Genomic DNA, 24,820 nt, shown 5'->3' with positions numbered 1-24,820 from the left:
GACGGTATCGCCGCGCGGTGTCAGAGGTCGAGAGACCGTCCGTGCGATCGACGCGAGCGCTGCAGTTTCCGGCGAACGCTGCAACGCGATGTGCAGCGCATGCAGGAAAGTGCCGCGCGTCGGCGAGACGGATGCCGCGCGTCGGCGAGGACGAGTGCCGCGCGTCGGCGAGGACGGATGCCGCGCGCGACCTACCGCGGGACGCGCGCCCTCTCGGCGGCACGCTCGGGCGGAACCTCGGGCGGGGGAGCGTCGAGCGCTCGCAGCATCCGCTCCAGCACTTCGCGCAGTTCGTCGCGCGCGGGCGCCGCGAGGTCGGTGGTGTATTCGACTCCGGCCGGGATCCACGTCAGCCCGTACATGGTCTCGCGGAAGTCCGCGCCGCCGACCGGCCACCGGGTGCGTCCGTCGCCCTCGTCCGACGCGCCCTGCCCCCACTGCCCGAAGAGCTCGCGCATCGCATCGAGAGGGAGGTCCATCACGGCATCCGCTTCGACCGCCTGCCGCACCCACGATCGTGCGACGAAGATGAACTCCTCGACCTCCTCGGCGGTCAGCGGTCGCGGCTCGAACAGCACGCGCGTGTGCTCGACGCCGGTGAGCCGGTCGACCCGGAAGGTGCGCCAATCCTCTTTCTCGACGTCCCAGCACAGCAGGTACCAGTGGCGATCGGCGGGGGCGAGGGAGTGCGGCTCGACGCGCCGCACGGTGACATCGCCGGATGCCGCGGTGTACGTGAACCGGACGCGCTCGTGGTCGCGACAGGCCAGGGCGAGCTCGCCGAGCACGTCGCTCGACACTGCCGCCCCCGCGTTGAGACCCGCCGGCTGCACGGTCTCGGCGAGCGCGTTGACGCGCCGCCGCAGGGGCGCCGGCAGCACCTGCTCGAGCTTCGCGAGGGCCGTGATGGTGGTCTCGGGGCCGGAGACGAGACGCTGGGATGCCGCGACCCGCAGCCCGATCGCCATCGCCACCGCCTCCTCGTCGGTGAGCAGCAGGGGAGGCACGGCGCTGCCGGCTTCGAGGCGGTAGCCGCCCGCCGAACCCGAGATGGACTCGATGCGGTAGCCGAGCTCGCGCAGCCGCTCCACGTCGCGCCGTACCGTGCGCTCGGTCACGCCGAGGCGGTCGGCGAGCTCGGACCCCGGCCAGTGGCGGTGGGTCTGCAGCAGATTGAGCAGCGACAGCGCTCGCGTGGTCGTATCGGACATGCGAGAAGATTCCCACAGATCGCGGACCGAATCTGTCCGCAATCGTTTCTAGCCTTGCTGCATGGCGAATGAACCGATCATCGAGGCGCAGGGACTGACCAAGCGTTTCTCCGTCAAGAAGAAGACCGTCGAGGCGGTCACCGACCTCACGTTCCAGGTGCAGCGCGGCGAGCTCGTCGCGTTCCTGGGACCCAACGGCGCAGGCAAATCGACCAGCCTGCGCATGCTCACCACCCTCATCCCGCCGACCTCGGGCACGGCCCGCGTGGTCGGCTTCGACATCCTGCGGCAGCCCTCAGACGTGCGCGCGCGCATCGGCTACGTCGGTCAGCTCACGAGCGGCAGCTTCTCGCAGCGCGCCCGCGACGAGCTGCTGAGCCAGGGCGCGTTCTACGGCATGTCCAAGGCGGCATCGCGCTCGCGGGCCGACGAGCTCATCGAGTCGCTCGACCTGTCGGGCTTCGCGACCCGTTCGGTGCAGCAGCTGTCGGGCGGCCAGAAGCGGCGGCTCGACGTCGCGCTCGGGCTCATGCACGCGCCGCCGCTCATCTTCCTCGACGAACCCTCGACCGGACTCGATCCGCAGAGCCGCGCGAACCTGTGGCAGCACATCCTCGATCTGCGCGCCACCTACGGCACGACGGTGTTCCTCACGACGCACTACCTCGAAGAAGCCGACCGCTACGCGGAGCGCGTCATGGTCATGGACAAGGGGCGGGTCATCGCCGACGACACGGCCTCTCGGCTCAAGGCCGATCTCGCCGGAGACCTGCTCACGCTCGGTTTCGCTTCGCCGGCGGATGCCGCGGCCGCCGTCTCCGTCGTGCAGGGCCTCACCGATCGCGAGGTGCGGCGCGAGGGCGACGTCGACGTCAGTCTCACGGCCCCCGACGGCGACGCCCTGCTGCCGGCCGCGGTGCGGGCGCTCGACGCGGCCGGGATCCAGGTAACCCGTGCGACCGGCGTCCCGCCGACCCTCGACGACGTCTTCCTCGCGCTCACCGGCCGCACCCTCCGCGAGGCGGGCGAGGGGTCGGACGAAGAGTCGACGAACGAGACGGATGATCTCGATAAGGGCGCTGCGCGCCCACTCGATCCGGCGGCCGCGCCCGCGGCATCCGATTCACCCACCGCCGAGGCGGCGAAGACGGGAGCACAGCGATGACCATCGAACAGACCGATGCGCGGCCTGATACGGTCGTGCGCGCCAACCCGGCACGCGACACCTGGAACGTGCTCACGCGCGAGCTCAAGCCGGTCGTCCGCGACCCGTTCACGCTGATCTTCAGCCTCGTGCAGCCGCTCGTCTTCCTCGGGCTGTTCGCACCGCTGCTGATCGGCTCGTCCGGCGCGCCGGTGGGGGAGACGCTGCAGTGGTTCGTGCCCGGCGTGCTCGTGATGATCGTGCTGTTCGGCACCGGCGCGACCGGCTCGAACCTGCAGTACGAGATGATGACGGGCTCCCACGAGCGCACGCTCGTCGCGCCGCTCGCGCGATCGTCGCTCCTGGTCGGCCGCGCGCTGAAGGAGATCGCGCCGATCGTCGTGCAGGCCCTCCTCATCGTGCTGATCGCGTGGCCCTTCGGCTTCACGATCAACGTGCCGGGTCTCGTGATCGGACTCGCGCTGCTGGCCGTGTTCGGCGTCGGGCTGGGCTCGCTGTCCTACACGCTGGCGCTCAAGACCAAGGACCGCGAGTGGCTGTTCTGGGGCGTGCAGCAGACGCTGATCTTCCCGCTCCTGATCCTGTCGGGGATGCTCCTGCCGCTCGACGACGGACCCGCCTGGATGCGCGCGGTCGCGGCCGTGAACCCGGTCAACTGGGTCGTGCAGGCCGAGCGTGCCCTGTTCGCGGGCGACCTCGGCGCGATCGAGGTGCTGTGGGGCTGGATCGCCGCCCTCGTGCTCGCGGCGCTCGGCCTGTGGGCCGGCATCCGGGCGATGCGCAAGAGCAGCTGACCGTCGGACAGGAGCGGGGCGGACTGAGGCGAAGCGCGTGCTCGGATCGTTCCTTGCCCGAGTGTTTCGGGAGTGGCTAGAGTGACGAGCAAGTCGACCGGGGGGTCTTAACGCGTGAGCGCGACGACGGACAGTGCGCCACAGCACACGCCCATCACCGAGGCCGAGCGCCTGCGAGAGCACGAGATCGAGCGGGAAGCCGCGAAGTCCGCTCCGAAAGCCGACCGCAGACGTCGGCGCGCGGGCCTGAGCATCCAGTCGAAGCTTCTCATCATGCTGCTCTCGGTGAGCCTCATCTCATCGGTGATCGTGGGCGTCATCGGGTACATCAACGGGCGCGAGTCGCTGCAGGCGTCCGCGATCGACCAGTTGACCACGATCCGCGAGCTGCGGGTGCACGAGCTGGAGCACACGCTCGAAGGCGTGCAGAAGGGCGTCGCCCTCGATTCGCGGAACCTCAGTGCGCAGACGGCCTCCAGGCTGCTCAACGCGGGGTGGGACGACCTCCAGAACCGGGAGCTCACGCCTGCCCAGGAGGCCGAGCTCGAGGCGTACTACGCCGACACCTTCAACCCCGAGCTCGAGGCGAGAACGGGGGATGCGTACAGCTCCACCGCATTCATCCCCGAGTCGAACGCCGGCAAGTGGGCGCAGTATCACTACACGGCGCAGTTCGCGGACTTCGAGGAGGCTCTCGCGACGAACGACGGGGGCGACGGCACTCCGTACTCCGCCGCCGCGGCGCAATACGGGGACTACCTCACTCGGCTGGTCTCGCAGGTCGGCTACGAAGACCTGCTGATGCTCAACCTCGACGGCGACGTGGTCTATTCGGCCTACAAGGGCGTGGACCTCGGCAGCAATGTGCTCGACGGGCCGTACAAGGATTCGCTGCTGGCCGACGCCTACCGTACGGTCGTCGCGACGAACAGTGTCAACGTCGTGGAGACCACCGACTTCGAACGCTGGATCCCGTCGCTGAACGTCCCCACGATGTGGGTGGTGTCGCCGATCGGCAACGACTCGACCATCACCGGTGTGCTCGCGGCACAGATCCCGCTCGACACGATCAACGATGCGATGACCGGCGACCAGCAGTGGAAGGAGCAGGGCCTCGGCGATACCGGCGAGGTCTACGTCGTCGGTCAAGACCAGCTGATGCGCAGCATCTCGCGCGAGCTCGTCGAGCACCCGGACCAGTACGCCGAGAAGGCCGTCTCGGCGGGCACCCCGCCGGCCGTCGCCGAGCGAGTGGTGGCCGTGGGCGGCACGGTGCTCCTCCAGCCCATCAATACGACACCCGTGATCGAGGCGCTGAAGGGTCGCACCGGATCGGGCATCTCGACCTCGTACCTCGGGGACGAGAGCATCGCCGCCTACACTCCGGTCGAGGTCGAGGGCCTCAACTGGGTCGCGGTCGCGCGGATCACCACCGCCGAGGCCTTCGCTCCCGTCGCGGACTTCACCCGCACGCTCGTCCTGTCGCTCCTGGGGATCGTGCTCGCGGTCAGCGTGCTCTCGCTTCTGCTCGCGCAGGTGTTCACGCGCCCGATCCGCAAGCTCGTCGACGCGGTGCGACGCGTCGCGGGGGGAGACCTCGCCGTGCAGGTGCCGATCGGCTCGCGCGACGAGATCGGCGACCTCGGGGCGGCCTTCAACGACATGGCGTCGAGCCTGCGGATCAAGCAGGACCTCATCGACGCGCAGCAGGTAGAGAACCAGAAGCTCATGCTCACGCTCATGCCCGAAACGGTGGCCAAGCGCTACCGGGAGGGCGAGGAGACGATCTCGGAGGAGCACGACAACGTCTCGGTGGTCTTCGCCGAGCTCGTCGGCTTCGAGGAGTACTCCGAGGAGCTCTCCGGCGAGAGCGAGACGTCGCAGCTCAACGCGCTCATGCGAGGCTTCGACGAGGCCGCACAGAAGGCCGGTGTCGAGAAGGTGAGGACGCTGCGCGGCGGCTACCTCGCGAGCTCGGGCCTGATCGTTCCGCGCGTGGACAACGTGCGCCGCGCGGTCGACTTCGCGCGCGAGATGCGCGTGGTCGTGGAGCGGTTCAACTCGCAGAACGGCACCGAGCTCGACATCCGCGCCGGCGTCGACACCGGCACGGTCACGAGCGGCCTGGTCGCGCGGACGAGCCTCGCCTACGACCTGTGGGGCGATGCCGTCAGCCTGGCCTACCGCGTGCGCAGCGTGACCGGGCAGCCCGGCATCTACGTGAGCCAGGCGGTGCGCGACCGACTGCAGGACAGCGTGACGTTCACGGCGGCGGGAACCGTCGAGTTGCGTGGCACCCCGCAGGACGTGTGGAGGATCGAGTAGTCATGGATCCGTTCCAGGACGGCTGGCTCGGCTGGGCGATCGCGATCGCGATCGCCGTTCCGGTCGCGCTGGTGATCCTCACCGAGATCCTCGGCGCGCTCACTCGGCGCGGCAATCCCGCCGCCGGTCCGGTGCGGCTGCTGCGCAACTGGATCGTTCCCGTGGCCGCGCTGTTCGCCCTCCTGGTCTTCGCCTTCCAGTCGGATGCCGACCAGGTATGGGCGCGGGTGGTCGCGACCGTGCTGGGGTTCCTCCTGATCCTCCTCGTGCTGTCCGCCTTCAACGTCGCACTCTTCGCCAACGCGAAGGCGGGCAGCTGGCAGGAGCGCATCCCCTCGATCTTCGTCGAGCTCGCGCGGCTCATCCTCGTGGTCGTCGGACTCGCGCTGCTGTTCCAATGGGTGTGGGAGGCGGATGTCGCGGGACTGATCGCTGCGCTCGGGGTGACGTCGATCGTGATCGGCCTCGCCCTGCAGAACGCCGTCGGCGGCGTGATCTCGGGGCTCCTCCTCCTGTTCGAGCAGCCCTTCAAGATCGGCGACTGGCTGGATGCCGCGGGCGTGCAGGGCCGCGTGATCGAGGTGAACTGGCGAGCCGTGCACATCGACACCGGGTCGGGCATCCAGATCATCCCGAACTCGACCCTGTCGGGGGCGTCCTTCACGAATCTGAGCCAGCCTGCCGGACCGCATCACGTGACCACGTCGGTGGCGTTCACGACCGACGACCCGCCGCACGAGGTGATCGCCCTGCTGGTCGAGGTGGCGGACTCGCTCCCGATGCGGGTGCGGGACGAACGTGCGAGCGCCGAGTACGCGGGATCGGGCAAGTACGCGGTGAGCCTTCCGATCAGCGGGCCCGAGCACGCGCCGCAGGCGCTCAGCCTCTACCTCGCCTGGCTCTGGTACGCGGCGCGGCGCCGTGGCCTCGCCCTCGACGGCGACGCGTCCGATCCCATCGCCGAGCCGGGGAGGCTCGATCAGGCGATCGAGGTCGTCGGCCCCACGCTCCACCTGGGCGACACGGAGCGCGAGCTCGTCATCTCGACGTCGCGCCTCGAGCGGTACGGTCTGGGCGAGATCGTCCAGCCGGAGGGCGTGATGCCGCACGACATCCGCTTCATCGTCGAGGGCCGCGTGCGACTCGCGGTCGAGGTCGACGGCGGCCGGATCGAGTTCGCCACCGCGGAGCCGGGCGACTACGTCGGGCAGACCGCGCTCACCCGGGAGAGGACCCTCACGACGGCGATCGCGGCCGACGTGCTCACGGTGCTCGTCGTTCCCCTCGCAACCGTCGACGAACTGGTCCGCTCGCGCCCGCTGCTCGCCCAGGAGATCGGACAGTCGATCGAGCTGAAGCGCAGGCTCGCGGCCGACGCACTCGCGAGTGCCGGGCTCGTCCGCGGCACGCTCGGCGGAGGCTGATCGAGGCATCCCGGAACCATCGATCCGCCAGGCGGAGATCGGTCAGAAGCACTGGTCGCGGGGCGGTAACTTAGTGCAATGACGATGGCGACACGGCGAGGCGTTCTCGCTGTCGTCACTTCGGTCGTGCTGGTCGCTCTCGGCCTCGGACTCGGCGTCGTGGTGGGCGATGCGCTCGGCATCCGCACCGAGCCCGCGACGCAGATGGAGCCCGCCGCTCCGACAGCACCCGACCTCGGCGCACCCGCTCCGGCACCGCGCTGGACCACGGTCGATGCCCCGGAGGGCGTGCGCTACGACGCCGCGATCGACAGTCTGCTCGAGGCCACCGCCGACGCGGCGGAGCGCGAGGGCGAGACGTCGCTCACAGTCGTCGCGGGCGAGGGGGACGACGCCGACGACACCTACCTGCTCACCGGCACGCCGACCGGACTGCGCATCGAGGCCGCGAGCGAGAGCGGCGCCGTGCGCGGCATCTACGACCTCGCGAACCAGGTGCGCACGGCGCAGCCGGTGGCGGAGAACCTCGGCGAGGAGATCACCTCCCGCCTGCCCTTCCGCATGGTCGACATGGGCGCCGTCGGCGTCGAGCCCGACCCTGCGGCGTGGGAGCCGGGCACCAACTACTCGCACGCCTCCGAGGCGTTCGCGCAGGTGCTCCTCCCCGAGGCTCCCTACATCGACGAGGCGGCGCTCGCCGAGGCCTTCTCCGACTTCGACGAGTTCGTACGGCATTCCCTCGCCAACGGCTACAACGCGGTGGCGTTCCCCGGCTTCGTCGAGTTCGTCGCCTTCGAGGACGTCGTCGAAGGCGAGGTGTACGCGTCCGAGGACGAGCACCGCGCGCAGGCTCTCGCGCTGCGCGATGCCTTCGGACCGTTCTGGCAGCACGCCGACGATCTCGGCATGGACGTCTTCCTGCGCACCGACATGCTCACCCTCACCACGCCGCTCGAGGACTACCTCGTCGACACGTTCGGATCTCTCGACACCGAGAACCCCGAGCTGTGGGAGGTGTACGCCGCCGGGCTCGACGAGCTGTACGCCGCAGAACCCGCGCTGGACGGCATCCTGATCCGCATCGGCGAAGCCGGACAGGTGTACGACGTGGAGGGCTGGGACTACTACTCGCAGCTCGCGGTGCGCACCCCCGCCGCCGTGCGCGCGATGCTCACCACCCTGAGTGCGCAGGCCGAGGCGACCGATCGCGAGGTCATCTTCCGCACGTGGAGCGTGGGCGTGGGCGCCGTCGGCGACATGCACACCAACCCGGAGTCCTACGAGGAGGTGCTCGGCGGCATCGACTCGCCCGCCCTGATCGTCTCGACGAAGTACACGCTCGGCGACTTCTACAGCTGGCTGCCCCTCAACGACACGCTCGAGCAGGGGCAGCAGCGCCGCATCGTCGAGTTCCAGAGCCGTCGCGAGTTCGAGAACTTCGGATCGTTCCCCAACGACCTCGGCCGCGAATACCAGTACGCGCTGCAGACGCTGCTCGCCGCGAACCCGAACATCGAGGGCGTGTGGGTGTGGACGCAGGACGGCGGGCCGTGGCGCGCCGGTCCGATGACGCTGTACCTCAAGGCCGGGTTCTGGCAGCTGTACGAGCTCGACACGGTCGTCGCCGCGGCGCTCGCCCGCGATCCCGAGACCGACGTCGCCGACGTCACGGCCGGATGGGCGCGCCAGTGGTTCTCGGACGACCCCGAGACGGTGTCGGCGATCGTCCAGGCCATGGACCTGTCGCGCGACGCGATCGAGCAGGGCATGTACATCGAGGCGTTCGCCGATCAGCGCGTCTTCGCGATCGGACTCGAGCCGCCGCCCATGATGTGGATCTTCGAGTGGGACATCCTCACCGGGGACTCCGCCGTCCTCGACGTGCTCTACGCCATCTCGCGCGACGCGACCGACGGCGACATCGAGTCCGTCATCGCCGGCGGTCGCGAGGCCGTCGAGACGGTGGAAGCCATGCGCGACGCGGTGGCGGGGACGGATGCCGCCACCTGGCGCGACCCCGCGATGCGCGACGCGTTCGTGGGAACGCTCGACTACGAACTCGACGTGCTGCGGCTGCTCGGCGCGTACCGCGCGATGATCCTCCACCAGGGGCAGTGGCACGACACCCTCTCGCCCGAGGCGCACGCCCGGTGGGATGCCGATCGCGTCGAGTACGAGGCACTCGCCGCCGCTCACCTGGAGACCTACGAGGGGAACATCGACTACCCGGCGTTCAACCTCACGGCGGCGCAGCTGGGCGTGGAGCGCGCGGAGCGCGACCTGGCGATGGCCTGGATCGCGCGGGTGCTGCTGCTGCTCGCCGCCGCGTGGGTCGTGATCGGCATGCTCGCCGCCCGCACCCGATTGGTTCGTCGCCCCGGTGCGGCCGCCGCGCGGGCGTCGTGGATCGCGTCGGTCCGCCCGTGGCGGGCGCGGGAGTCGACGCTCGGCATGCTCGATCTCGACCGGTGGCTGCTGCTGATCGTTCCGGCGGCGCTGCTGGTGGCCACGCGCGCGGTGCAGACCTCGTTCCTGTCGTGGGCGCACCTCGCCGTCGTGTTCGCGGGCTGGGCGATCTTCGCGCTCGTGGTGCGGCTCTTCGTCCGTCGGCGTTCGCCCTGGCCGGTGATCGCGGCCGTCGGCGGGGTCGTCGTGCTCCGCTGCATCGTGACGCTCGTCGCCCTCTCGTTCTCGGGTCCCGGCGGGTACTGGTTCGCCTTCTGGACCGAGCCGGTGTTCCGCACGCTCTACATCGCCGTCGCCTTCGCTCTCTTCGTGTGGGTGTTCGTCGCCGGCGGCTGGGCGCTGTCGGCGCAGGTCGGCGCACGCCGGGCCACCGGCTACGTGCTCGCGGCCATCGGCGCCGCGCTCGCCATCCCGGCCGCGGTCATCGGTGCGATCGGCCTCGAGACCGCGCTCAGCCTGTGGAACGACCAGATGGGTCTGCTGCCGTGGGGCCTCGCCCGCATCCTCGGCATCACGACCTACCTCGAGATCCCGCCCGAGACGCCGTGGATCGCGGCCGCCGTCGGAGTCGTCCTCTTCGTCGCGGGTCTGCTGCTCGCGCTCCCGTGGCGGCGCCGGGCCGCGGCATCCGTTCCCGCCTGAGCCAGGACGCGCGCGTAGGCCGAGCGCGCGCCTGCGCCGGGCGCCTGAGCCGGGCGCCTGAGCCGGGACCGCGGCGCATAACTCCTGCATTCTTCGTCGGGCCGGACGCGTCGCCCGCGTGATTGCGCCGCGTAACCCGCGCGCCGCGCTGAACCTGCAGGAGTTATGCGCCGCAGGGTGCGGGTCGGCGGATGCCGCGGCGGGCGGGTCAGTGCCGGACGAGCGCGTGGGCCTCGTCGGTGCGGACGATGTCCTTGCCGAGCGGCATGAGCGAGACCGGGACGAGCTTGAAGCTCGCGATGCCGAGCGGGATGCCGATGATCGTGATGCACATCGCGACGCCGGTGAGGATGTGGCCGATCGCGAGCCACCAGCCCGCGAGGATCACCCACACCACGTTGCCGAGGAACGAGCCGACGCCCGAACGCGGCTTCTCGACGATGGTGCGCCCGAACGGCCACAGCGCGAAGACGCCGATGCGGAACGAGGCGATGCCCCACGGGATCGTGAGGATCAGGATGCACAGGATCACGCCCGCCAGCAGGTAGCCGAGGAACATCCAGAAGCCCGACAGCACGAGCCAGATGATGTTGAGGATGGTGCGCATGAATCGATCATGCCGTGCGGATGCCGCGAACCCGCTGTGCGGGCGGTGATCGAGTCGCCAAAACACGCTGACGATCGCGCGCGGCAGCGGCGTGTTCTGGCGAGTGGGGGCACCGAGTAGAGTGACCCGCACTGGGGAAAGGCGACACAGGGGAGTGCCGTATGACTGCTCGCGTCCTCGTGCTCGGGGCCGGCTTCGGCGGCCTCGAACTCACGGCGACTCTCGCCGCGGAGTTCCGCGGCGGGCTCGACATCACGCTCATCGATCGCACCGAGGGGTTCGTGTTCGGCTTCTCGAAGCTCGACGTGATGTTCGGGCGAACGGATGCCGCCCACGTGCGTCACTCGTACGTCGATCTCGCGGCGCCCGGAGTGAGGTTCGTTCACGCCGACGTCACCGCGGTCGACGCCACTGCGAAGCGCGTCGAGACCACTGCGGGACCGTTCGAGGCCGACGTTCTGGTGATCGCCCTCGGCGCGGACTACGAGGTGTCGCGCACGCACGGCCTGGCCGAGGTCGGCCACGAATTCTACAGCGAGGCCGGGGCCTTCGCCGCGCGCGACGTGCTCGCCGCCTTCCCCGGCGGTGACGTCGTGATCGGGATCACCGCCGGTCCGTTCAAATGCCCGCCCGCACCGAGCGAGACCGCACTGCTGCTCGACGAGATGCTGCGGGATCGCGGCATCCGGGATTCTTCGACGATCGCGCTCGTCATGCCGTTCCCCCGCCCGATTCCGCCCTCGCCCGATGCGTCCGCGGCGCTGCTCGATGCCTTCGCCGAGCGGGGGATCGCGTGGTATCCCGAGACATCGGTGCGCTCGCTCGACGCCGATCGGAAGGTGGCGAAGCTGAGCGACGGGACGGACCTGCCGTTCGACCTCTACCTCGGCGTGCCCGTGCATCGCGTGCCGGCCGTCGTGGAGGCATCGGGTCTCACGGTCGACGGCTGGGTTCCCGTCGATCCGCTCACGCTCGAGACGCCCTGGCCCGACGTCTACGCCATCGGCGACTGCGCCGCCGTGGGCACACCCCGCGCCGGGGTCTTCGCCGAGCGGCAGGGGGCGACCGCTGCGCGACGCATCGCCGCGCGTCTGCGGGGCGGGCGGGGAGACGACCGGTACGACGGCAAGGGGATCTGCTACATCGAGTTCGGCGGTGACGAGGTCGGTGTGGTCGAGGTCGAGTTCTTCGGCGGGCGCCCGAACGGCACGCTTCAGGGGCCCTCGCCCACCCTCGCCGCCGACAAGAAGGAGTTCGGCTCCTCCCGTGTGAAGCGCTGGTTCGGGCGCGACTGGGATCCGGTCGGCCCCTGAAGCGCGACTCGGGGTCTGGGCTCCCGTGTCGGGCCGCGCGCCTAGAATCAGAGGGCTATGACCGACGCCTCCGCGGCCGCGCAGCGCGCGGCATCCGTCCCTGTCATCGTCGGCGCGAACCACGGCCCTCAGCAGCCCGGCGCGCGCCCCGACGAAGACCTCCTCGCGGGGCTCAACCCGCAGCAGCGCGAGGCCGTGACGTTCCGGGGGCAGGCCCTGCTGATCGTCGCCGGCGCCGGTTCGGGCAAGACGAGCGTTCTCACCCGCCGCATCGCGTCGCTGCTGCGAGGCCGCGAGGCGTGGCCCAGCCAGATCCTCGCGATCACGTTCACCAACAAGGCCGCGGGCGAGATGCGCGAGCGCGTCGAGAATCTGATCGGCGACTCGGCGCGCGGCATGTGGATCTCGACGTTCCACTCCGCCTGCGTGCGCATCCTGCGGCGCGAGGCCGAGCAGTTCGGCTTCACCAAGTCGTTCACGATCTACGACTCCGGCGATTCGCGCGCGCTCATCAAGCGGCTGGTGAAGGAGCACGAGGCCGACGCCTACGGGCTCACCCCGGCGGCCACGCAGAGCCGCATCTCCAAGCTGAAGAACGAGCTGTCGGATGCCGAGTCCTACGCCCGCTCGGCGAACATGTCCGATCCGGCTGAGCGCGTCTTCGTCGAGCTGTTCGCCGCGTACCAGCGCGAACTGCAGCGGGCGAACGCGTTCGACTTCGACGACCTCATCGGGCAGACGGTGTTCCTGTTCCGCGCGTTCCCGAAAGTGGCCGACGTCTACCGCCGCCGGTTCCGGCACATCCTGGTCGACGAGTACCAGGACACCAACCACGCCCAGTACGCGCTGATCCACGAGCTGACGCGGCCGATCGGGTCCGATGCCGAGCCGTATTCCGCGGGCGGCATGATGATCTTCGATCCCGACCCGGCCGACGATCCCGACAAGGCGGGGGCCTCGCTCACCGTCGTCGGCGACTCCGACCAGTCGATCTACGCCTTCCGCGGCGCCGACATCCGCAACATCAGCGAGTTCGAGCGCGACTATCCCGGCGCCAAGGTCGTCCTGCTCGAGCAGAACTACCGGTCGACGCAGAACATCCTGTCGGCGGCCAACGCGGTCATCAGCAACAACTTCGACCGCAAAGACAAGAAGCTGTGGACGGATGTCGGAGCGGGCGAGCAGATCGTCGGATTCACCGGCTACTCGCAGCACGACGAGGCGCAGTTCGTCGCGGACGAGATCGAGGCGCTGCACCGGGCCGGCGCGAACTACTCCGAAGTGGCCGTCTTCTACCGCACCAACTCGCAGTCGCGGGCGCTGGAGGAGATCTTCATCCGCTCGGCGCTTCCGTACAAGATCATGGGCGGCACGAAGTTCTACGAGCGCGCCGAGATCAAGGACGCCCTGGCCTACCTGGTCGCTGTCGCCAATCCCGCCGACGAGATGGCGATGCGCCGCATCATCAACCGCCCGAGGCGCGGAATCGGCGACGTGACCATCGAGACGATCTCCCGCTATGCGCAGGAGGAGGGCATCACGTTCCGCGACGCCCTCGCGAACTCGTCCGCCCTCGGCGTCGGACCCAAGATCCAGTCGGCGATCGCGCACCTCGACGCAGTGCTGGCCGAGGCATCCGCTCTCATGCTTCCGGCCTCGGGTGAGCTCGCCCCGCCGACGGCGGTCGCCGAGGGCGTCCAGCTGCTGCTGAACAAGAGCGGGTATTACGACGCGCTGCGCGCGAGCAAGGACGCGCAGGACGAAGCGCGCATCGAGAACCTCGACGAGCTCGTCGCCGTGGCGCGCGAGTTCGCCCGCAACAACCCCGAGGGCACGCTGCTCGACTTCCTCACCGAGGTGTCGCTCGTGTCGGATGCCGATGACCTCGAGGATGCGTCGGGCTCGGTGTCGCTCATGACCATGCACACCGCGAAGGGTCTCGAGTACGACGCCGTGTTCGTCACGGGCGTCGAGGAGGACCTCATCCCGCACCGCATCTCGGCGAACGAGCCCGGCGGTCCGCAGGAGGAGCGCCGTCTGTTCTACGTCGGCATCACCCGAGCCCGCAAGCGCCTCTACCTGTCGCTCGCCATGACGCGCGCCCAGTTCGGCGAGGTGACGGTCGCGATGCCGAGTCGCTTCCTGCAGGAGATCCCGGCGGAGCTGCTCACGTGGCGCCAGTCGCCCGGAGACGTCAACTCCCGCGGCGGCACCCAGTCGCGGGCGCTCAACGCCCGCCGTCAGAGCGGGTCGGGTTACGGCTCATCCGGCAACCGCTACGGCGACGACCTCGTCCCGCTCCCGCGACGGGAGCCCTCGGCCAACCTCGAGCGGTTCGCGAACAAGATCCCCGCCAAGGTGCGCGACAACGGCGATATGGAGCTCGCGCCGGGTGACCGCATCCGCCACGACGACTTCGGTGAGGGGCGCGTCGACGCGGTCACCGGGGAGGGCGCGAAGCGCGTCGCGCACGTGCGGTTCGACACGGCCGGGCCCAAGAAGCTGCTCATCAAGATCGCGCCGATCGAGAAGCTCTAGCGCGGCTGAGTTATCGCCAAAGCTTTGCCCAGCACACCGGACACGCCTCTCCGTTCTGCCACGCTCTGAGGAGCGTCGGCGGCGATCTGAGCCGACCACCCGCCGACACACTGTGGAGTCTGGATGTCCCCTGTCTGGAACCGCGCCCCCGCGCGCCTTCTCGCCGCCCTCACCACGGGCGCGCTCGTGCTCGGCGGCGCCCTCGCCGTCGGCCCTTCAGCCGCGGCCGACACGACGGGGGGCTCGATCGCGGGCACCGTCGTCGACGATCATGGGCAGCCGCTGGTGGATGCGTGGGTCTCGCTGAGCCCCGTCGACGGCGCGGGCGATTCGACCGGAACGTGGACGGATGAGGCGGGAGCCTTCGAGATCGCCGAGCTCCGCGCGAGCGACTACACCGTGCGCTTCGAGTCGAACCAGGAGGGTCTCGTCGGTGAGTGGTGGGACGACCAGCCCAGTGCCACCGGAGCATCCGTCGTCTCCGTCGTCGAGGGCGAGACGAAGCAGGTGCACGCGGCTCTCGACGCCGCCGGCTCGATCAGCGGAACGGTGACGGACGAGACGGGCGCCGCGGTCGAAGGCGGAGACGTGCAGGTGTACCGATTCGACGTCGCAGCCGGATCCTGGAACTGGCAGGCGTCGGCCACGACCGCCGCTGACGGCTCGTACACCGTCGGATCGCTGCCCTACGGCACGTTCGCGGTCGCCTTCGGCTCGGGCGAGGGCGTCGAGATCGTCCCCGAGTACTGGGTGGACGCGCCCTCGCTGGAGGCGGCGACCCCGCTCGAGCTCGAGCGGGGAGAGGTCGTCGCCGGCGTCGATGAGCAGGTGCAGCGCGCCGGCCGCATCACCGGAGTGGTGTTGGACGACATCGGGCAGCCGGTCGCGAATGCGAGTGTTTCGGCGCACGTGGAGGACGTCCCGGGCCTCGAGGCGTGGACCTCGTTCGGAACGACGTCGGGCAGCGACGGCACGTTCGCGATCACCTCCCTGCCGCCCGGCGACTACACCGTGCAGTTCTGGCCCGGCCAGGCGCCCGACCTCATCGGCGAGTGGTGGGACGATGCCGCGTCGCGCGAGACGGCGAGCATCGTCACCGTCGTCGCCGAAGCCGAGTCGTCCGGCATCGACGCGCAGTTGGCCTCGGGCGGGGTCATCACCGGCTCGGTCTTCGACGGCGCCGAGACGGCGATCGCCGACGCCAACGTCGTCCTGTACGACGCCGAGGGCGGCGTCGTGCAGACGACCAGCACGCTCTCGAACGGCATCTTCGGGTTCGGCAATCTGACGCCTGGGACCTACACGCTCTCCTTCAGTGCCGACACGGATTCGGGCCGACTGACCGAGTGGTGGAACAACGCCTCCGGCCGCGAGTCGGCGACGCCCGTCGAGGTCGCGGCCGGCACATCGACCGACGGCATCGACATCGTGCTGGACGAGTCCGACGGCTCGCACCTGGAGACGTTCACGGCGAGCCTCTCCGGGGTCGTCACAGACGGCGCCGGACAGCCGCTCGGTGGGGTTCGGGTCGACGTCAGGGCGTCCGACGGCATGTCGGGAGACTTCGCCATGACGAACGCCGAGGGTGCATGGGAGATGGCGGGGATGGCTGCCGGCCGCTACGTCGTGTCGTTCACCGGCATCGTCGGCGGCGAGTCGATCACGCGGTTCTGGGAGGACGCCCCCGACCTCGAGAGCGCCACCGTCATCGACCTCGCGCGCGGCGAGGCGCACGACGGCATCTCCGCCGTCCTGCGCTCCACGCCGCTGCCCGAGGTCGTCGGGTCGACGCCGAAGATCGCCGGCACGGCGAAGGTCGGTTCCACCCTCACGGCGCAGCCGGGAAGCTGGACCGACGGGGCGGACCTGGCGTATCAGTGGAAGGCCGACGGAGAGGTCATTCCGGATGCCACCGCGGAGACCTTCACGCCCACGGCCGCGCAGCTCGGTGCAGCGCTGACGGTCGTGGTCCTGGGCACGAAGAGCGGGCACGTCGCCGCGGAGCGCGAATCGACGGCAACCGCGCCAGTCGCCGCCGGGGCCCTGACGACCGCGACCCCGACGATCTCGGGCTCTGTCGCGGTCGGATCGGTGCTGACCGCCGTGACCGGCGTCTGGACGGACGGAACCGGGTTCGGGTACCAGTGGCTCGCGGGCGGAGCCGTCGTGAGGGGAGCGACCTCGCCGACGCTGACGCTCACGACCGCGCAGAAGGACAAGCAGATCTCGGTCCGCGTGACGGGCGCGCTCGCGGGCTACACCTCCGCGACGAAGACCTCGGCCCTCACGGGGAAGGTGGCCACGGCCGCGTCGCCCAAGATCTCGGGCAGCGCGCAGGTGGGCTCGACGCTGACGGCGGTGCCGGGTACGTGGACCGTGTCGACCACGTTCCGCTACCAGTGGTACGCCGACGGCACGGCCCTTCCCGGCGCGACGAAGTCGACCCTCCTGCTGACGACGGCGCATGACTCACGGGCGATCACCGTTCGTGTCACCGGCGCGAAATCGGGCTACGCGACCGTGACGAATCTCTCGGCATCGACGCTCAAGGTCACCCGATTCAGCACCCCGTCGATCGGCGGCGCGCTGTCGGTCGGCTCGGTGCTCACCGCGAAGCCGAACACCTGGAGCGCGGGAACCACGTTCACCTACCAGTGGTACGCGAACGGCACGGCGATCCCCGGCGCGACGTCGCCCACCTTCGCCCTCGGCTCCGCACAGCGCGACAAGCAGATGATGGTCAAGGTCACGGGGAGGCAGAGCGGCTTCACGTCCGTCGCCGTGGCATCCGCCTCCTCGGTGCGGGTCATCGCGCCCGCGACGCCGACGATCGTGGGAACGCTCATGGTGGGCGGCACGGTGACCGCCAAGCCGAACGGATGGACCCCCGGCGCGATCTTCCGCTACCAGTGGTACGCCGACGGGCTCGCCATCTCGGGTGCCACGAAGGCGACGCTCGTGCTCGGGTCCGCCCAGCGCGACAGGCAGATCTCGGTCAAGGTCACGGGCAGCAAGCCGGGCTACGGCTCTGGATTCCGCACGTCGGCGTCCTCCCTCAAGGTCGCGGTGGCTCCCGCTCCGTCGGTCGGAGGGACGGTGATGGTGGGCTCGACGCTCACCGCACGCACCGGGACCTGGACGCCGGCCACGACGTTCACCTACCAGTGGTCGGCGAACGGCTCGGCCATCGCCGGCGCCACCAGGTCGACGTTCACCCCGTCGCGGGCGTATGCGGGCAAGAGGATCACGGTGAAGGTCGTCGGTTCGAACAGCGGCTATCAGCGGATCTCCCGAGACAGCGCTGCCACTGCAGCGGTGAGGTCGGGGAAGGCCGCGCCGGCGACGAGAGACAACTGCCCGTCCGGTTACCCCATCAAGGGCAATCAGACGACACGGCACACGACCGATTGGATCTACCACGTCCCGGGCGGTCGGTACTACGCCATAACGGATCCCGAGGAGTGCTTCGCCTCCGAGGCGGCGGCGGTCGCATGGGGATACCGCAAGTCGCTGCAGTAGGGGTCGGGCCGGCTGCGGGCGTCGGCCCGCATCTCGACCCGACCGGGGTCGCCCTCCGCGTCGGGCGGCCTTCCAGGGAACGGGCCCGCCCTCGCCGTACAATGACTCAGTGACTGCGACTCTCGCCGCCGCCGCAGCCGCTGTGCCCTCGGCTTCGGCCCGCCCTCAGCCCGGATCGGACCTCAGGCCCGACATCCAGGCGCTGCGGGCGATCGCGGTCGGATCGGTGCTGCTCTACCATCTGTGGCCCAACCGGTTCACCGGTGGCTACGTGGGCGTCGATGTCTTCTTCGTCATCAGCGGGTTCCTGATCACCTCCCACCTGCTGCGAGAGTTCACGCGCACCGGAACGATCCGCGTCGCCCGGTTCTGGGCGCGGCGCGCGAAGCGCCTGCTGCCGGCATCCCTCACGGTCCTCTTCGCGACAGCGATCGCGGTCGTGCTCATCGTGCCGGAAGCGTGGTGGAAGCAGTTCCTGAGCGAGGTCATCGCTTCGACCCTCTACGTGGAGAACTGGCTCCTGGCCTCGAACTCCGTCGACTACCTCGCGCTCGAGAACGCGGCGTCGCCGACCCAGCACTTCTGGACGCTTTCGGTCGAAGAGCAGTTCTACATCGCCCTGCCGCTGCTCCTGATGACTGTCGTGCTGCTCGCCGGCCGACGCACCCCGAGAGCGGTTCCGGTCCTCGCCGCCGTTCTCGGCGCGGCCGTGCTGGCCTCCTTCGCGTACTCGGTCTGGCTCACCCTCACGACGCCGTCCGTGTCGTACTTCTCGACGCTCACGCGTGCGTGGGAGTTCGGTGCCGGCGCGCTGCTCGCCTTCGTGACACTGCGCCCTCCCCGCGGCCTGTCCAACGTGTTCTCGTTCGCCGGGCTCGCACTCATTGCATTCGCCTGCTTCGCGTTCAGCGCCGAGACTCCTTTCCCCGGCTCCGCGGCCGCTGTTCCCGTCATCGGGACGATTCTCGTGCTGTGGGCGGGGGAGCGTTCCGCGGTGAGCAGGATCGGCCGATGGTGGCCGGTCGCCATGCTCGGCTACCTCTCCTACGCCGTGTACCTGTGGCACTGGCCGCTCGTGGCGCTGACGCCGTACGTCACCGGCCGGCCGCTGTCGACGCTCGACAAGGCCGTCATCCTCGCGCTGACTCTCGTGCTCGCGTGGCTGTCGACCCGATTCATCGAGGAGCCGGTCCGCTTCTCGCCGCGCCTGCTCGGAGGGTCCCGCCGACCGCGAACGGTCGCGGCGTGGTGCGCGGCGGGGATGGCTGTCGTCGTGGCTTTCTCGGCGGTGGGGATCGCGGTGTTCGATGCGCGAGCCGACGCGCGCGCGCAGACCATCGAATCGGTGAAGTCGGATCCGCCCGACTGCCTCGGCGCGCAGGCGATGGACCCCGCCCTCGACGTCTGCGGCGACCGGGAGCTGGGGGACTTGCTCGTACCCGATCCTGCCTCGGCGAAGGATGATGACGACAACCTGCCCGAGTGCTGGGGACTCGACGCGGACGGCGCGAAGATCTGCACCGTCGCCGCCCCGAAGGGGTGGACGAAGCGCGTGATCGCTGTGGGTGACTCGCACAGCAACACCCTCATCGGGGCGTATCGCGCGATGGCGGAGTCCCAGGGCTGGCGCATGGATGTCGCCGGCATACCGGGCTGCTACCTGACCAGCGCCGAGCAGGTGGCGAACTCCGACTCCCACCGGGCAGGCTGTCTGAAGTGGCGGGCCGCGGTCATGGCGTCCATCCAGGCCGACCCTCCGGACGCGATCATCGTCACGCACTCGTCCGGTGACAACGTGGTCGTCCCTGGATCGGGTGAGACGCTCGAATCAGCGACCGTCGACGGGCTCGTCGATGCATGGTCGCAGCTTCCCGATGTGCCGATCATCGCGATCCGGGACAACCCCGCGATGACGAAGGACACGATGAACTGCGTCGCGCAGCACCGGTTGGAGGCGGCCGACGCGTGCGCCATTGCGCGTTCCGAGGCGCTCGCGCACTTCGACGGCCAGGCCGACGCGGCCGCCCGCGTGCCCAACGCGCACGAGATCGACCTCACGGACTTCTACTGCACCGCCGACACCTGCTCACCCGTGATCGGGAACGTCCTCGTCTATCGCGACCCGCGCCACGTGACGGCGACCTGGGTGCGCACTCTGACCCCCTACCTCGAGAACGAGGTCATGGCGGCGCTCGACTGGTGACGCTCCGCGCAGGGCCCGGCAGGGTGCTGTTCGGGCCTGCTTCGGTGCCCGCGTCACCGGGTTAGGCTCGTCGCATGGCTCTCTTCTCGCGCCGGCCCAAGGACGCTCCCGACTCGGATGCTGCGGATGCTGCGCCCGACGCCGTGACCGAGGAGAGCGCCGACGCCGCTGAACCGGCCGACGAGCCGGCGGGTTCTGAAGCGGGGGCACCGAGCGTCTCCATCTCGGTCTCGGCCTACGGCGGTCTCGGATCGTCGGCCCCCACCGCCTCATCCACGCCGAAGCTGCAGCCGCGCCGCACAGGGCGGGCGGCGACCAAGGAAGCGCCGACGAACTCCGAGACGGTCGCGGGGCTTCGCGACAACGTGCTCGTGCGCGAGGCGCTGGCCCGCCTCGGCGACGGCACCGCTCCGCAGGCCCTTCTGGACGTGGCGAGGCAGCTGCTGCAGGGTCACCTGTTCCTCCGGGTCAAGGGCGATGCCCGCTCCCTGCTCGCTGAGGGCCGGGAGCTCCCGCTCGCGGTGATCAAGGTCGAGGATCGCCAGTTCGCACTCGCGTATTCCAGCGGATCCGCGCTGCAGGCGAGCGTGCGCGCCGACGGCGACGTCGACACGTCGGCGATGGGACAGCCGGTTCTCGCCGTGCTGCGGCACGTTCTCGCAGGGCCGTACGAGGGTCTCATCATCGACCAGTCGTCCGCTCCGGCGCGGGCGGTGCTCCCGCGGCCCCTCCTCGAGAAGATCATGGAGAAGGTCGACGAGGAGCTCACCGTCAAGACCCTCCTCGCCGCCGAGCGCACACCCGAGACGGGCGCGGCGGTCGCCGAGGCGCTGACCCGCGTGCCGCTGTGGGTCGCGGTCGGCAAGGTCGCCGACGGACGCCCCGGCCTCGCCGAGGGCCGCGCCGAGGACGGCTCGCGCTACCTCGAGGTGTACTCGCATCCGGTAGAGGTCGCGGTGATGGGCCGTGGCGACCAGGCGGCGCCGCTCACCGGCCCGCAGCTCGCGCGCGCACTCGACGGCGACCCCGAACTGTCGGGCGTGATCGTCGATCCCGCCGGCCCGTGGATCCGCCTCTCGCGCGACGAGCTGGCACCGGTCTTCGCGTCAGCCTGACCGCTCTCCGCGTCCGCGGCTGCTTCCTGACGTCGCGACCCGCCGTTCGTCTGTACGAAATCGACCTTCCCGACGGCGGCGAACGTCGATTTCGTACAGGCGAAGCGCGCCGAGGGTGCACCTGGGGAGGGGATGCGGGATGTCGGGCCAGCCGCCTAGGGTCGAGGCATGGCGTCCGAGCGCATCACCCTGACCGTCCCCGGCCCCGATGGTGACCGCGAAGTAGGGCTGTCCAGCCCGAACCGTGTGCTGTGGCCCGAGCTCGGCATCACGAAGCACGAGCTGGCCGAGTACGTCATCACCGTCGGGTCGCCCTTCCTGGGCGCGAACGGCGATCGGCCCGTGTCGCTCGAGCGATTCCCCGAGGGGGTCGACGGCGAGCGGTTCTACTCGAAGAATCCGCCGAAGGGCGCTCCGTCGTTCGTCGAGGCGCAGACCGTCACGTACAACAGCGGGCGACGGCATCCGCAGCTCATCGTGACCGAGATCGCGACCGCGGTGTGGGCGGTCCAGATGAACACCATCGTGTTCCACCCGTGGGCGTCGCTTGCGGCGAACACCGACAACCCGGTCGAGCTCCGCATCGACCTCGACCCGCAGCCGGGAACGGATTTCGCGGATGCCGCGGCCGTGGCTCCCGCGCTGCGCGACGTGCTTGCCGAGGCGGGGCTCACGGCGTTCGTCAAGACGAGCGGCAACCGCGGCATCCACGTGTTCTGCCCGATCGAGCCGGAGTGGGAGTTCCTCGACGTCCGCCATGCGGTCATCGCCGCGGGTCGCGAGTTCGAGCGGCGCCTGCCCGACAAGGTCACGATGAACTGGTGGAAAGAGGAGCGCGGCGAACGCATCTTCATCGACTTCAACCAGGCCAACCGCGACCGCACGATGGCGGGCGCCTACAGTCCGCGGGCGCTGCCGGGCGCGACGGTGTCGACGCCGCTGTCCTGGGACGAGCTCGCCGGTGCCGATCCCGCCGCCTTCACCGTGCGCTCGGTGCCGCAGCGGCTCGCCGACGTCGGCGATCCGTGGGCCGACCTCCAGGCGAAGCCCGGCCGCATCGACACCCTGCTGGAGTGGTGGCAGCGCGATCTCGATGCAGGGCTCGGCGAGCTGCCGTTCCCGCCGGACTTCCCGAAGATGCCCGGCGAGCCGCCCCGCGTGCAGCCGAGCCGTATCAACCCCGAGAACTGGCCGAAGCCGGACTGAGCGGGGGTTGATCCCCGCGATTCAGTCGAGCACGTCGCCCAGGTCATAAGCCGAGATGGTCTCGAGCTGGTCGTACGTGCAGGATGCGGCATCCCGATCCGGCCGCCACCGCTCGAACTGCACGGTGTGCCGGAACCGCCAGCCCTCGAGCTGGTCGTACCGCACCTCGAGCACGCGCTCGGGCCGCAGGTGCACGAACGACGAGTCGCGGTCGGGGGCGGAGAAGCGCGACTTCTCGCCCTCGCTCTTCACCGCGGCGCCGGAGTCGTCGCGCTCGACGAGCGGCGCGAGTTCGTCGATCAGCTCGAGGCGGCGCGCGTTGCTCCACGCGGCGACCCCTCCCACGGGATAGAGCACACCGTCGTCGGAGTACAGACCCACGAGCAGTGAACCCACGCCTGCGCCGGACTTGTGGATGCGATAGCCCATCGCGACCACGTCGGCCGTGCGGGCGTGCTTGATCTTGAACATGGTGCGCTTGTTCGGCGCGTACGGCTGGGCGAGCGGCTTCGCGATGACGCCGTCGAGTCCGGCGCCCTCGAACTCGGCGAGCCACCGCTCGGCCAGCGCGGGATCGTCGGTCGTGCGCGTCACGTGCACCGGATGCGGGACGTCGCCGAGCAGGTCGACGAGCTCGGCGCGACGCACCTCGAACGGCTCGGACTGCAGGTCGCGCTCGCCTCGAGCGAGAAGGTCGAAGGCGATGAGCATGGCCGGCGTCGTCTCGGCGAGCATGTTCACGCGGGATGCTGCGGGGTGGATGCGCTGCGTGAGCGACTCCCAGTCGAGCCGCTGCGCGCCGGGCTCGCCCTTCGGTACGACGATCTCGCCGTCGATGAGGCACGGCTCCGGGAGGAGACGGGCGAACGCCTCGACCAGTTCGGGGAAGTACCGGGTCAGCGGCTTCGCCCCGCGACTGCCGATCTCGACGTTCTCGCCGTCCCACGAGATGAGGGCGCGGAAGCCGTCCCACTTCGGCTCGAAGCTCAGCCCGCCGGGCGTCTTCGCCGGATCCGGCACGGCGGGAACGGACTTGGCCAGCATCGGCGCGGGGATCTCGTACGGCATCCCCCTATCCTGCCCGCCACCCCCGACGCGTGTCCCGCCTCCGTGCAGACCACTCGAGCACTCGCGCGGTCAGGACTCGATCGGATGCTTCGGCCGGGCCCATCGCGCGGGGAGGTCCGGTCCGTCCCAGACCTGGATGACGCCCCACGCGGCGGCGGCGATCGGCACCGCGAGCACGGCACCCACGATGCCGCCGAGCACCGTGCCGACGGTCAGGGCGATGAGGATCACGAAGGCGTGCAGCTTCATCGAGCGGCCCATCAGCACCGGCTGGAGGAAGTTGCCCTCGAGCTGATTCACGAGCACGACCACGCCGACGACGAACAGGGCGTTCACGAGCCCATTGGAGACGAGGGCGACGAGCGCCGCCAGGATCCCGGCGAGCGTCGCGCCGACGATCGGGATGAACGCGAGCAGGAACACCAGCACCGAGAGCGGGAGGGCCAGCGGCACCTGCAGGATCAGCAGGCCGATGAGGATGCCGATCGCGTCGACGAGGGCCACAGTCGCGGTTCCGCGCACGTACGAGCCGAGCACGCCCACCGTCTTGTCGCCGATGCGGCGGGCGCGAAGGTAGTGCGTGCCGCGGAACGGCCGCAGGAGGAACTCCCACATCTGCGGGCCGTCCTTGAGGAAGAAGAACAGGATCGTGACCATCAGCACGAGTCCGGTGACGAAGTTCGCGACGGCGCCCACGCCGGCGAGGGCTCCCGAGCCGAACTGCGCGCTGGTGACGAAGTCGGTGAGCGTCGCGACCCATTCCTCGAGCTGTGCGGGCGACAGGAACTCGAAGGGCAGCGTCTCGAGCCACGCCAGGAAGTGCTGGAACCCGTCTTGCGCCTGGGCGGCGAGCTCATCCCACTCACCGCGCACCGCCCACACGACCAACCAGCCGAGCAGACCCAGGATCACGACGATCGCCAGCATGGTCGCGAGCGTCGCGACCACCGACGGAACGCCTCGCCGTCGCAGCCATCGCATGACGGGGGCGAAGGCGCACGCGAGGATGAGCGCGATCACGAGCGGGATCGTGACGAGAGTGAGCGACTGGATCGCGATGATCACGCCGGCGGCGACCGCCACGACCACGATGATCTGCAGCCCTCGGATCGCGAGCATGCCGAAGCCGTCGGCCCACAGGCTCCACGGCGGTCTCGTCGCTTTCAGCTCGACGTCGGCGGAGTCGACACGGACCGGCGGGGGAGTGCTGCGGAACAGGCCCAT

General features: G+C 69.9%; 15 protein-coding genes. 11 read left to right on the top strand and 4 right to left on the bottom strand.

Features of this window, described 5'->3' with window-relative positions:
- Positions 1-191: 191 nt before the first annotated feature.
- The gene (locus OL358_RS02725) at positions 192-1,211 is read right to left on the bottom strand and encodes a helix-turn-helix transcriptional regulator (RefSeq protein ID WP_264708407.1); all 1,020 of its coding nucleotides are present in this window, start codon (positions 1,209-1,211) and stop codon (positions 192-194) included.
- 61 nt (positions 1,212-1,272) lie between these two features.
- Here OL358_RS02725 and OL358_RS02720 point away from each other — a divergent pair, with 61 nt between their 5' ends.
- From OL358_RS02720 to OL358_RS02700, 5 genes are all read left to right on the top strand, one after another.
- Positions 1,273-2,376 (top strand): ATP-binding cassette domain-containing protein, encoded by a 1,104-nt coding sequence (locus OL358_RS02720; protein WP_264708406.1) that lies wholly within the window; start codon positions 1,273-1,275, stop codon positions 2,374-2,376.
- Positions 2,373-3,170, top strand: a complete 798-nt coding sequence (locus OL358_RS02715; protein WP_264708405.1) for an ABC transporter permease — start codon at positions 2,373-2,375, stop codon at positions 3,168-3,170. Before OL358_RS02720 ends, OL358_RS02715 begins: the two co-directional genes overlap by 4 nt.
- A gap of 114 nt (positions 3,171-3,284) precedes the next feature.
- Entirely contained in the window at positions 3,285-5,495 is a 2,211-nt protein-coding gene (locus OL358_RS02710; protein WP_264708404.1) for an adenylate/guanylate cyclase domain-containing protein, read from the top strand.
- 2 nt (positions 5,496-5,497) lie between these two features.
- Positions 5,498-6,919, top strand: a complete 1,422-nt coding sequence (locus OL358_RS02705; protein ID WP_264708403.1) for a mechanosensitive ion channel domain-containing protein — start codon at positions 5,498-5,500, stop codon at positions 6,917-6,919.
- A gap of 78 nt (positions 6,920-6,997) precedes the next feature.
- A complete protein-coding gene (locus OL358_RS02700) occupies positions 6,998-10,027 on the top strand; it encodes a hypothetical protein (RefSeq protein ID WP_264708402.1) in 3,030 nt (1,009 codons plus the stop codon).
- 208 nt (positions 10,028-10,235) lie between these two features.
- Here the strand turns inward: OL358_RS02700 and OL358_RS02695 are convergent, their stop codons facing one another.
- Positions 10,236-10,634, bottom strand: a complete 399-nt coding sequence (locus OL358_RS02695) for a YccF domain-containing protein (protein ID WP_264708401.1) — start codon at positions 10,632-10,634, stop codon at positions 10,236-10,238.
- Positions 10,635-10,795: 161 nt separating this feature from the next.
- Here OL358_RS02695 and OL358_RS02690 point away from each other — a divergent pair, with 161 nt between their 5' ends.
- From OL358_RS02690 to ligD, 6 genes are all read left to right on the top strand, one after another.
- Positions 10,796-11,947 carry an NAD(P)/FAD-dependent oxidoreductase gene (locus OL358_RS02690; RefSeq protein ID WP_264708400.1) on the top strand — a complete coding sequence of 384 codons (1,152 nt, stop codon included), beginning with the start codon at positions 10,796-10,798 and terminating at the stop codon, positions 11,945-11,947.
- Between the two features lie 57 nt (positions 11,948-12,004).
- Entirely contained in the window at positions 12,005-14,485 is a 2,481-nt protein-coding gene (locus OL358_RS02685; RefSeq protein WP_264708399.1) for an ATP-dependent helicase, read from the top strand.
- A 123-nt stretch (positions 14,486-14,608) separates the two neighbouring features.
- Complete coding sequence (locus tag OL358_RS02680) at positions 14,609-18,004, top strand: carboxypeptidase regulatory-like domain-containing protein (RefSeq protein WP_264708398.1); 3,396 nt, start codon at positions 14,609-14,611, stop codon at positions 18,002-18,004.
- Positions 18,005-18,113: 109 nt separating this feature from the next.
- On the top strand, positions 18,114-20,207 hold the full coding sequence (locus OL358_RS02675; RefSeq protein WP_264708397.1) for an acyltransferase family protein: 2,094 nt from the start codon (positions 18,114-18,116) through the stop codon (positions 20,205-20,207).
- Between the two features lie 74 nt (positions 20,208-20,281).
- Entirely contained in the window at positions 20,282-21,322 is a 1,041-nt protein-coding gene (locus tag OL358_RS02670; RefSeq protein WP_264708396.1) for an SseB family protein, read from the top strand.
- A gap of 168 nt (positions 21,323-21,490) precedes the next feature.
- Positions 21,491-22,528 (top strand): non-homologous end-joining DNA ligase, encoded by a 1,038-nt coding sequence (gene ligD / locus OL358_RS02665; protein ID WP_264708394.1) that lies wholly within the window; start codon positions 21,491-21,493, stop codon positions 22,526-22,528.
- Between the two features lie 21 nt (positions 22,529-22,549).
- On the opposite strand, the gene OL358_RS02660 is transcribed toward ligD, so the two are convergent.
- Positions 22,550-23,596: an ATP-dependent DNA ligase gene (locus tag OL358_RS02660; protein ID WP_264708393.1), complete on the bottom strand. Its 1,047-nt coding sequence runs from the start codon at positions 23,594-23,596 to the stop codon at positions 22,550-22,552.
- A 69-nt stretch (positions 23,597-23,665) separates the two neighbouring features.
- A complete protein-coding gene (locus OL358_RS02655; protein ID WP_264708392.1) occupies positions 23,666-24,820 on the bottom strand; it encodes an AI-2E family transporter in 1,155 nt (384 codons plus the stop codon).

This window comes from Microbacterium sp. SSM24 (genome assembly GCF_025989145.1).
Classification (GTDB): Bacteria; Actinomycetota; Actinomycetes; order Actinomycetales; family Microbacteriaceae; genus Microbacterium.
This window is presented reverse-complemented; position numbering and strand designations above follow the sequence as displayed.

What these genes read in the sequence shown, in the direction of transcription:
- OL358_RS02725 (WP_264708407.1), bottom strand. Translation starts at nt 1,211, where the DNA reads ATGTCCGATACGACCACGCGAGCGCTGTCGCTGCTCAATCTGCTGCAG.
- OL358_RS02720 (WP_264708406.1), top strand. Translation starts at nt 1,273, where the DNA reads ATGGCGAATGAACCGATCATCGAGGCGCAGGGACTGACCAAGCGTTTC.
- OL358_RS02715 (WP_264708405.1), top strand. Translation starts at nt 2,373, where the DNA reads ATGACCATCGAACAGACCGATGCGCGGCCTGATACGGTCGTGCGCGCC.
- OL358_RS02705 (WP_264708403.1), top strand. Translation starts at nt 5,498, where the DNA reads ATGGATCCGTTCCAGGACGGCTGGCTCGGCTGGGCGATCGCGATCGCG.
- OL358_RS02700 (WP_264708402.1), top strand. Translation starts at nt 6,998, where the DNA reads ATGACGATGGCGACACGGCGAGGCGTTCTCGCTGTCGTCACTTCGGTC.
- OL358_RS02695 (WP_264708401.1), bottom strand. Translation starts at nt 10,634, where the DNA reads ATGCGCACCATCCTCAACATCATCTGGCTCGTGCTGTCGGGCTTCTGG.
- OL358_RS02690 (WP_264708400.1), top strand. Translation starts at nt 10,796, where the DNA reads ATGACTGCTCGCGTCCTCGTGCTCGGGGCCGGCTTCGGCGGCCTCGAA.
- OL358_RS02685 (WP_264708399.1), top strand. Translation starts at nt 12,005, where the DNA reads ATGACCGACGCCTCCGCGGCCGCGCAGCGCGCGGCATCCGTCCCTGTC.
- OL358_RS02680 (WP_264708398.1), top strand. Translation starts at nt 14,609, where the DNA reads ATGTCCCCTGTCTGGAACCGCGCCCCCGCGCGCCTTCTCGCCGCCCTC.
- OL358_RS02670 (WP_264708396.1), top strand. Translation starts at nt 20,282, where the DNA reads ATGGCTCTCTTCTCGCGCCGGCCCAAGGACGCTCCCGACTCGGATGCT.
- ligD (WP_264708394.1), top strand. Translation starts at nt 21,491, where the DNA reads ATGGCGTCCGAGCGCATCACCCTGACCGTCCCCGGCCCCGATGGTGAC.
- OL358_RS02660 (WP_264708393.1), bottom strand. Translation starts at nt 23,596, where the DNA reads ATGCCGTACGAGATCCCCGCGCCGATGCTGGCCAAGTCCGTTCCCGCC.
- OL358_RS02655 (WP_264708392.1), bottom strand. Translation starts at nt 24,820, where the DNA reads ATGGGCCTGTTCCGCAGCACTCCCCCGCCGGTCCGTGTCGACTCCGCC.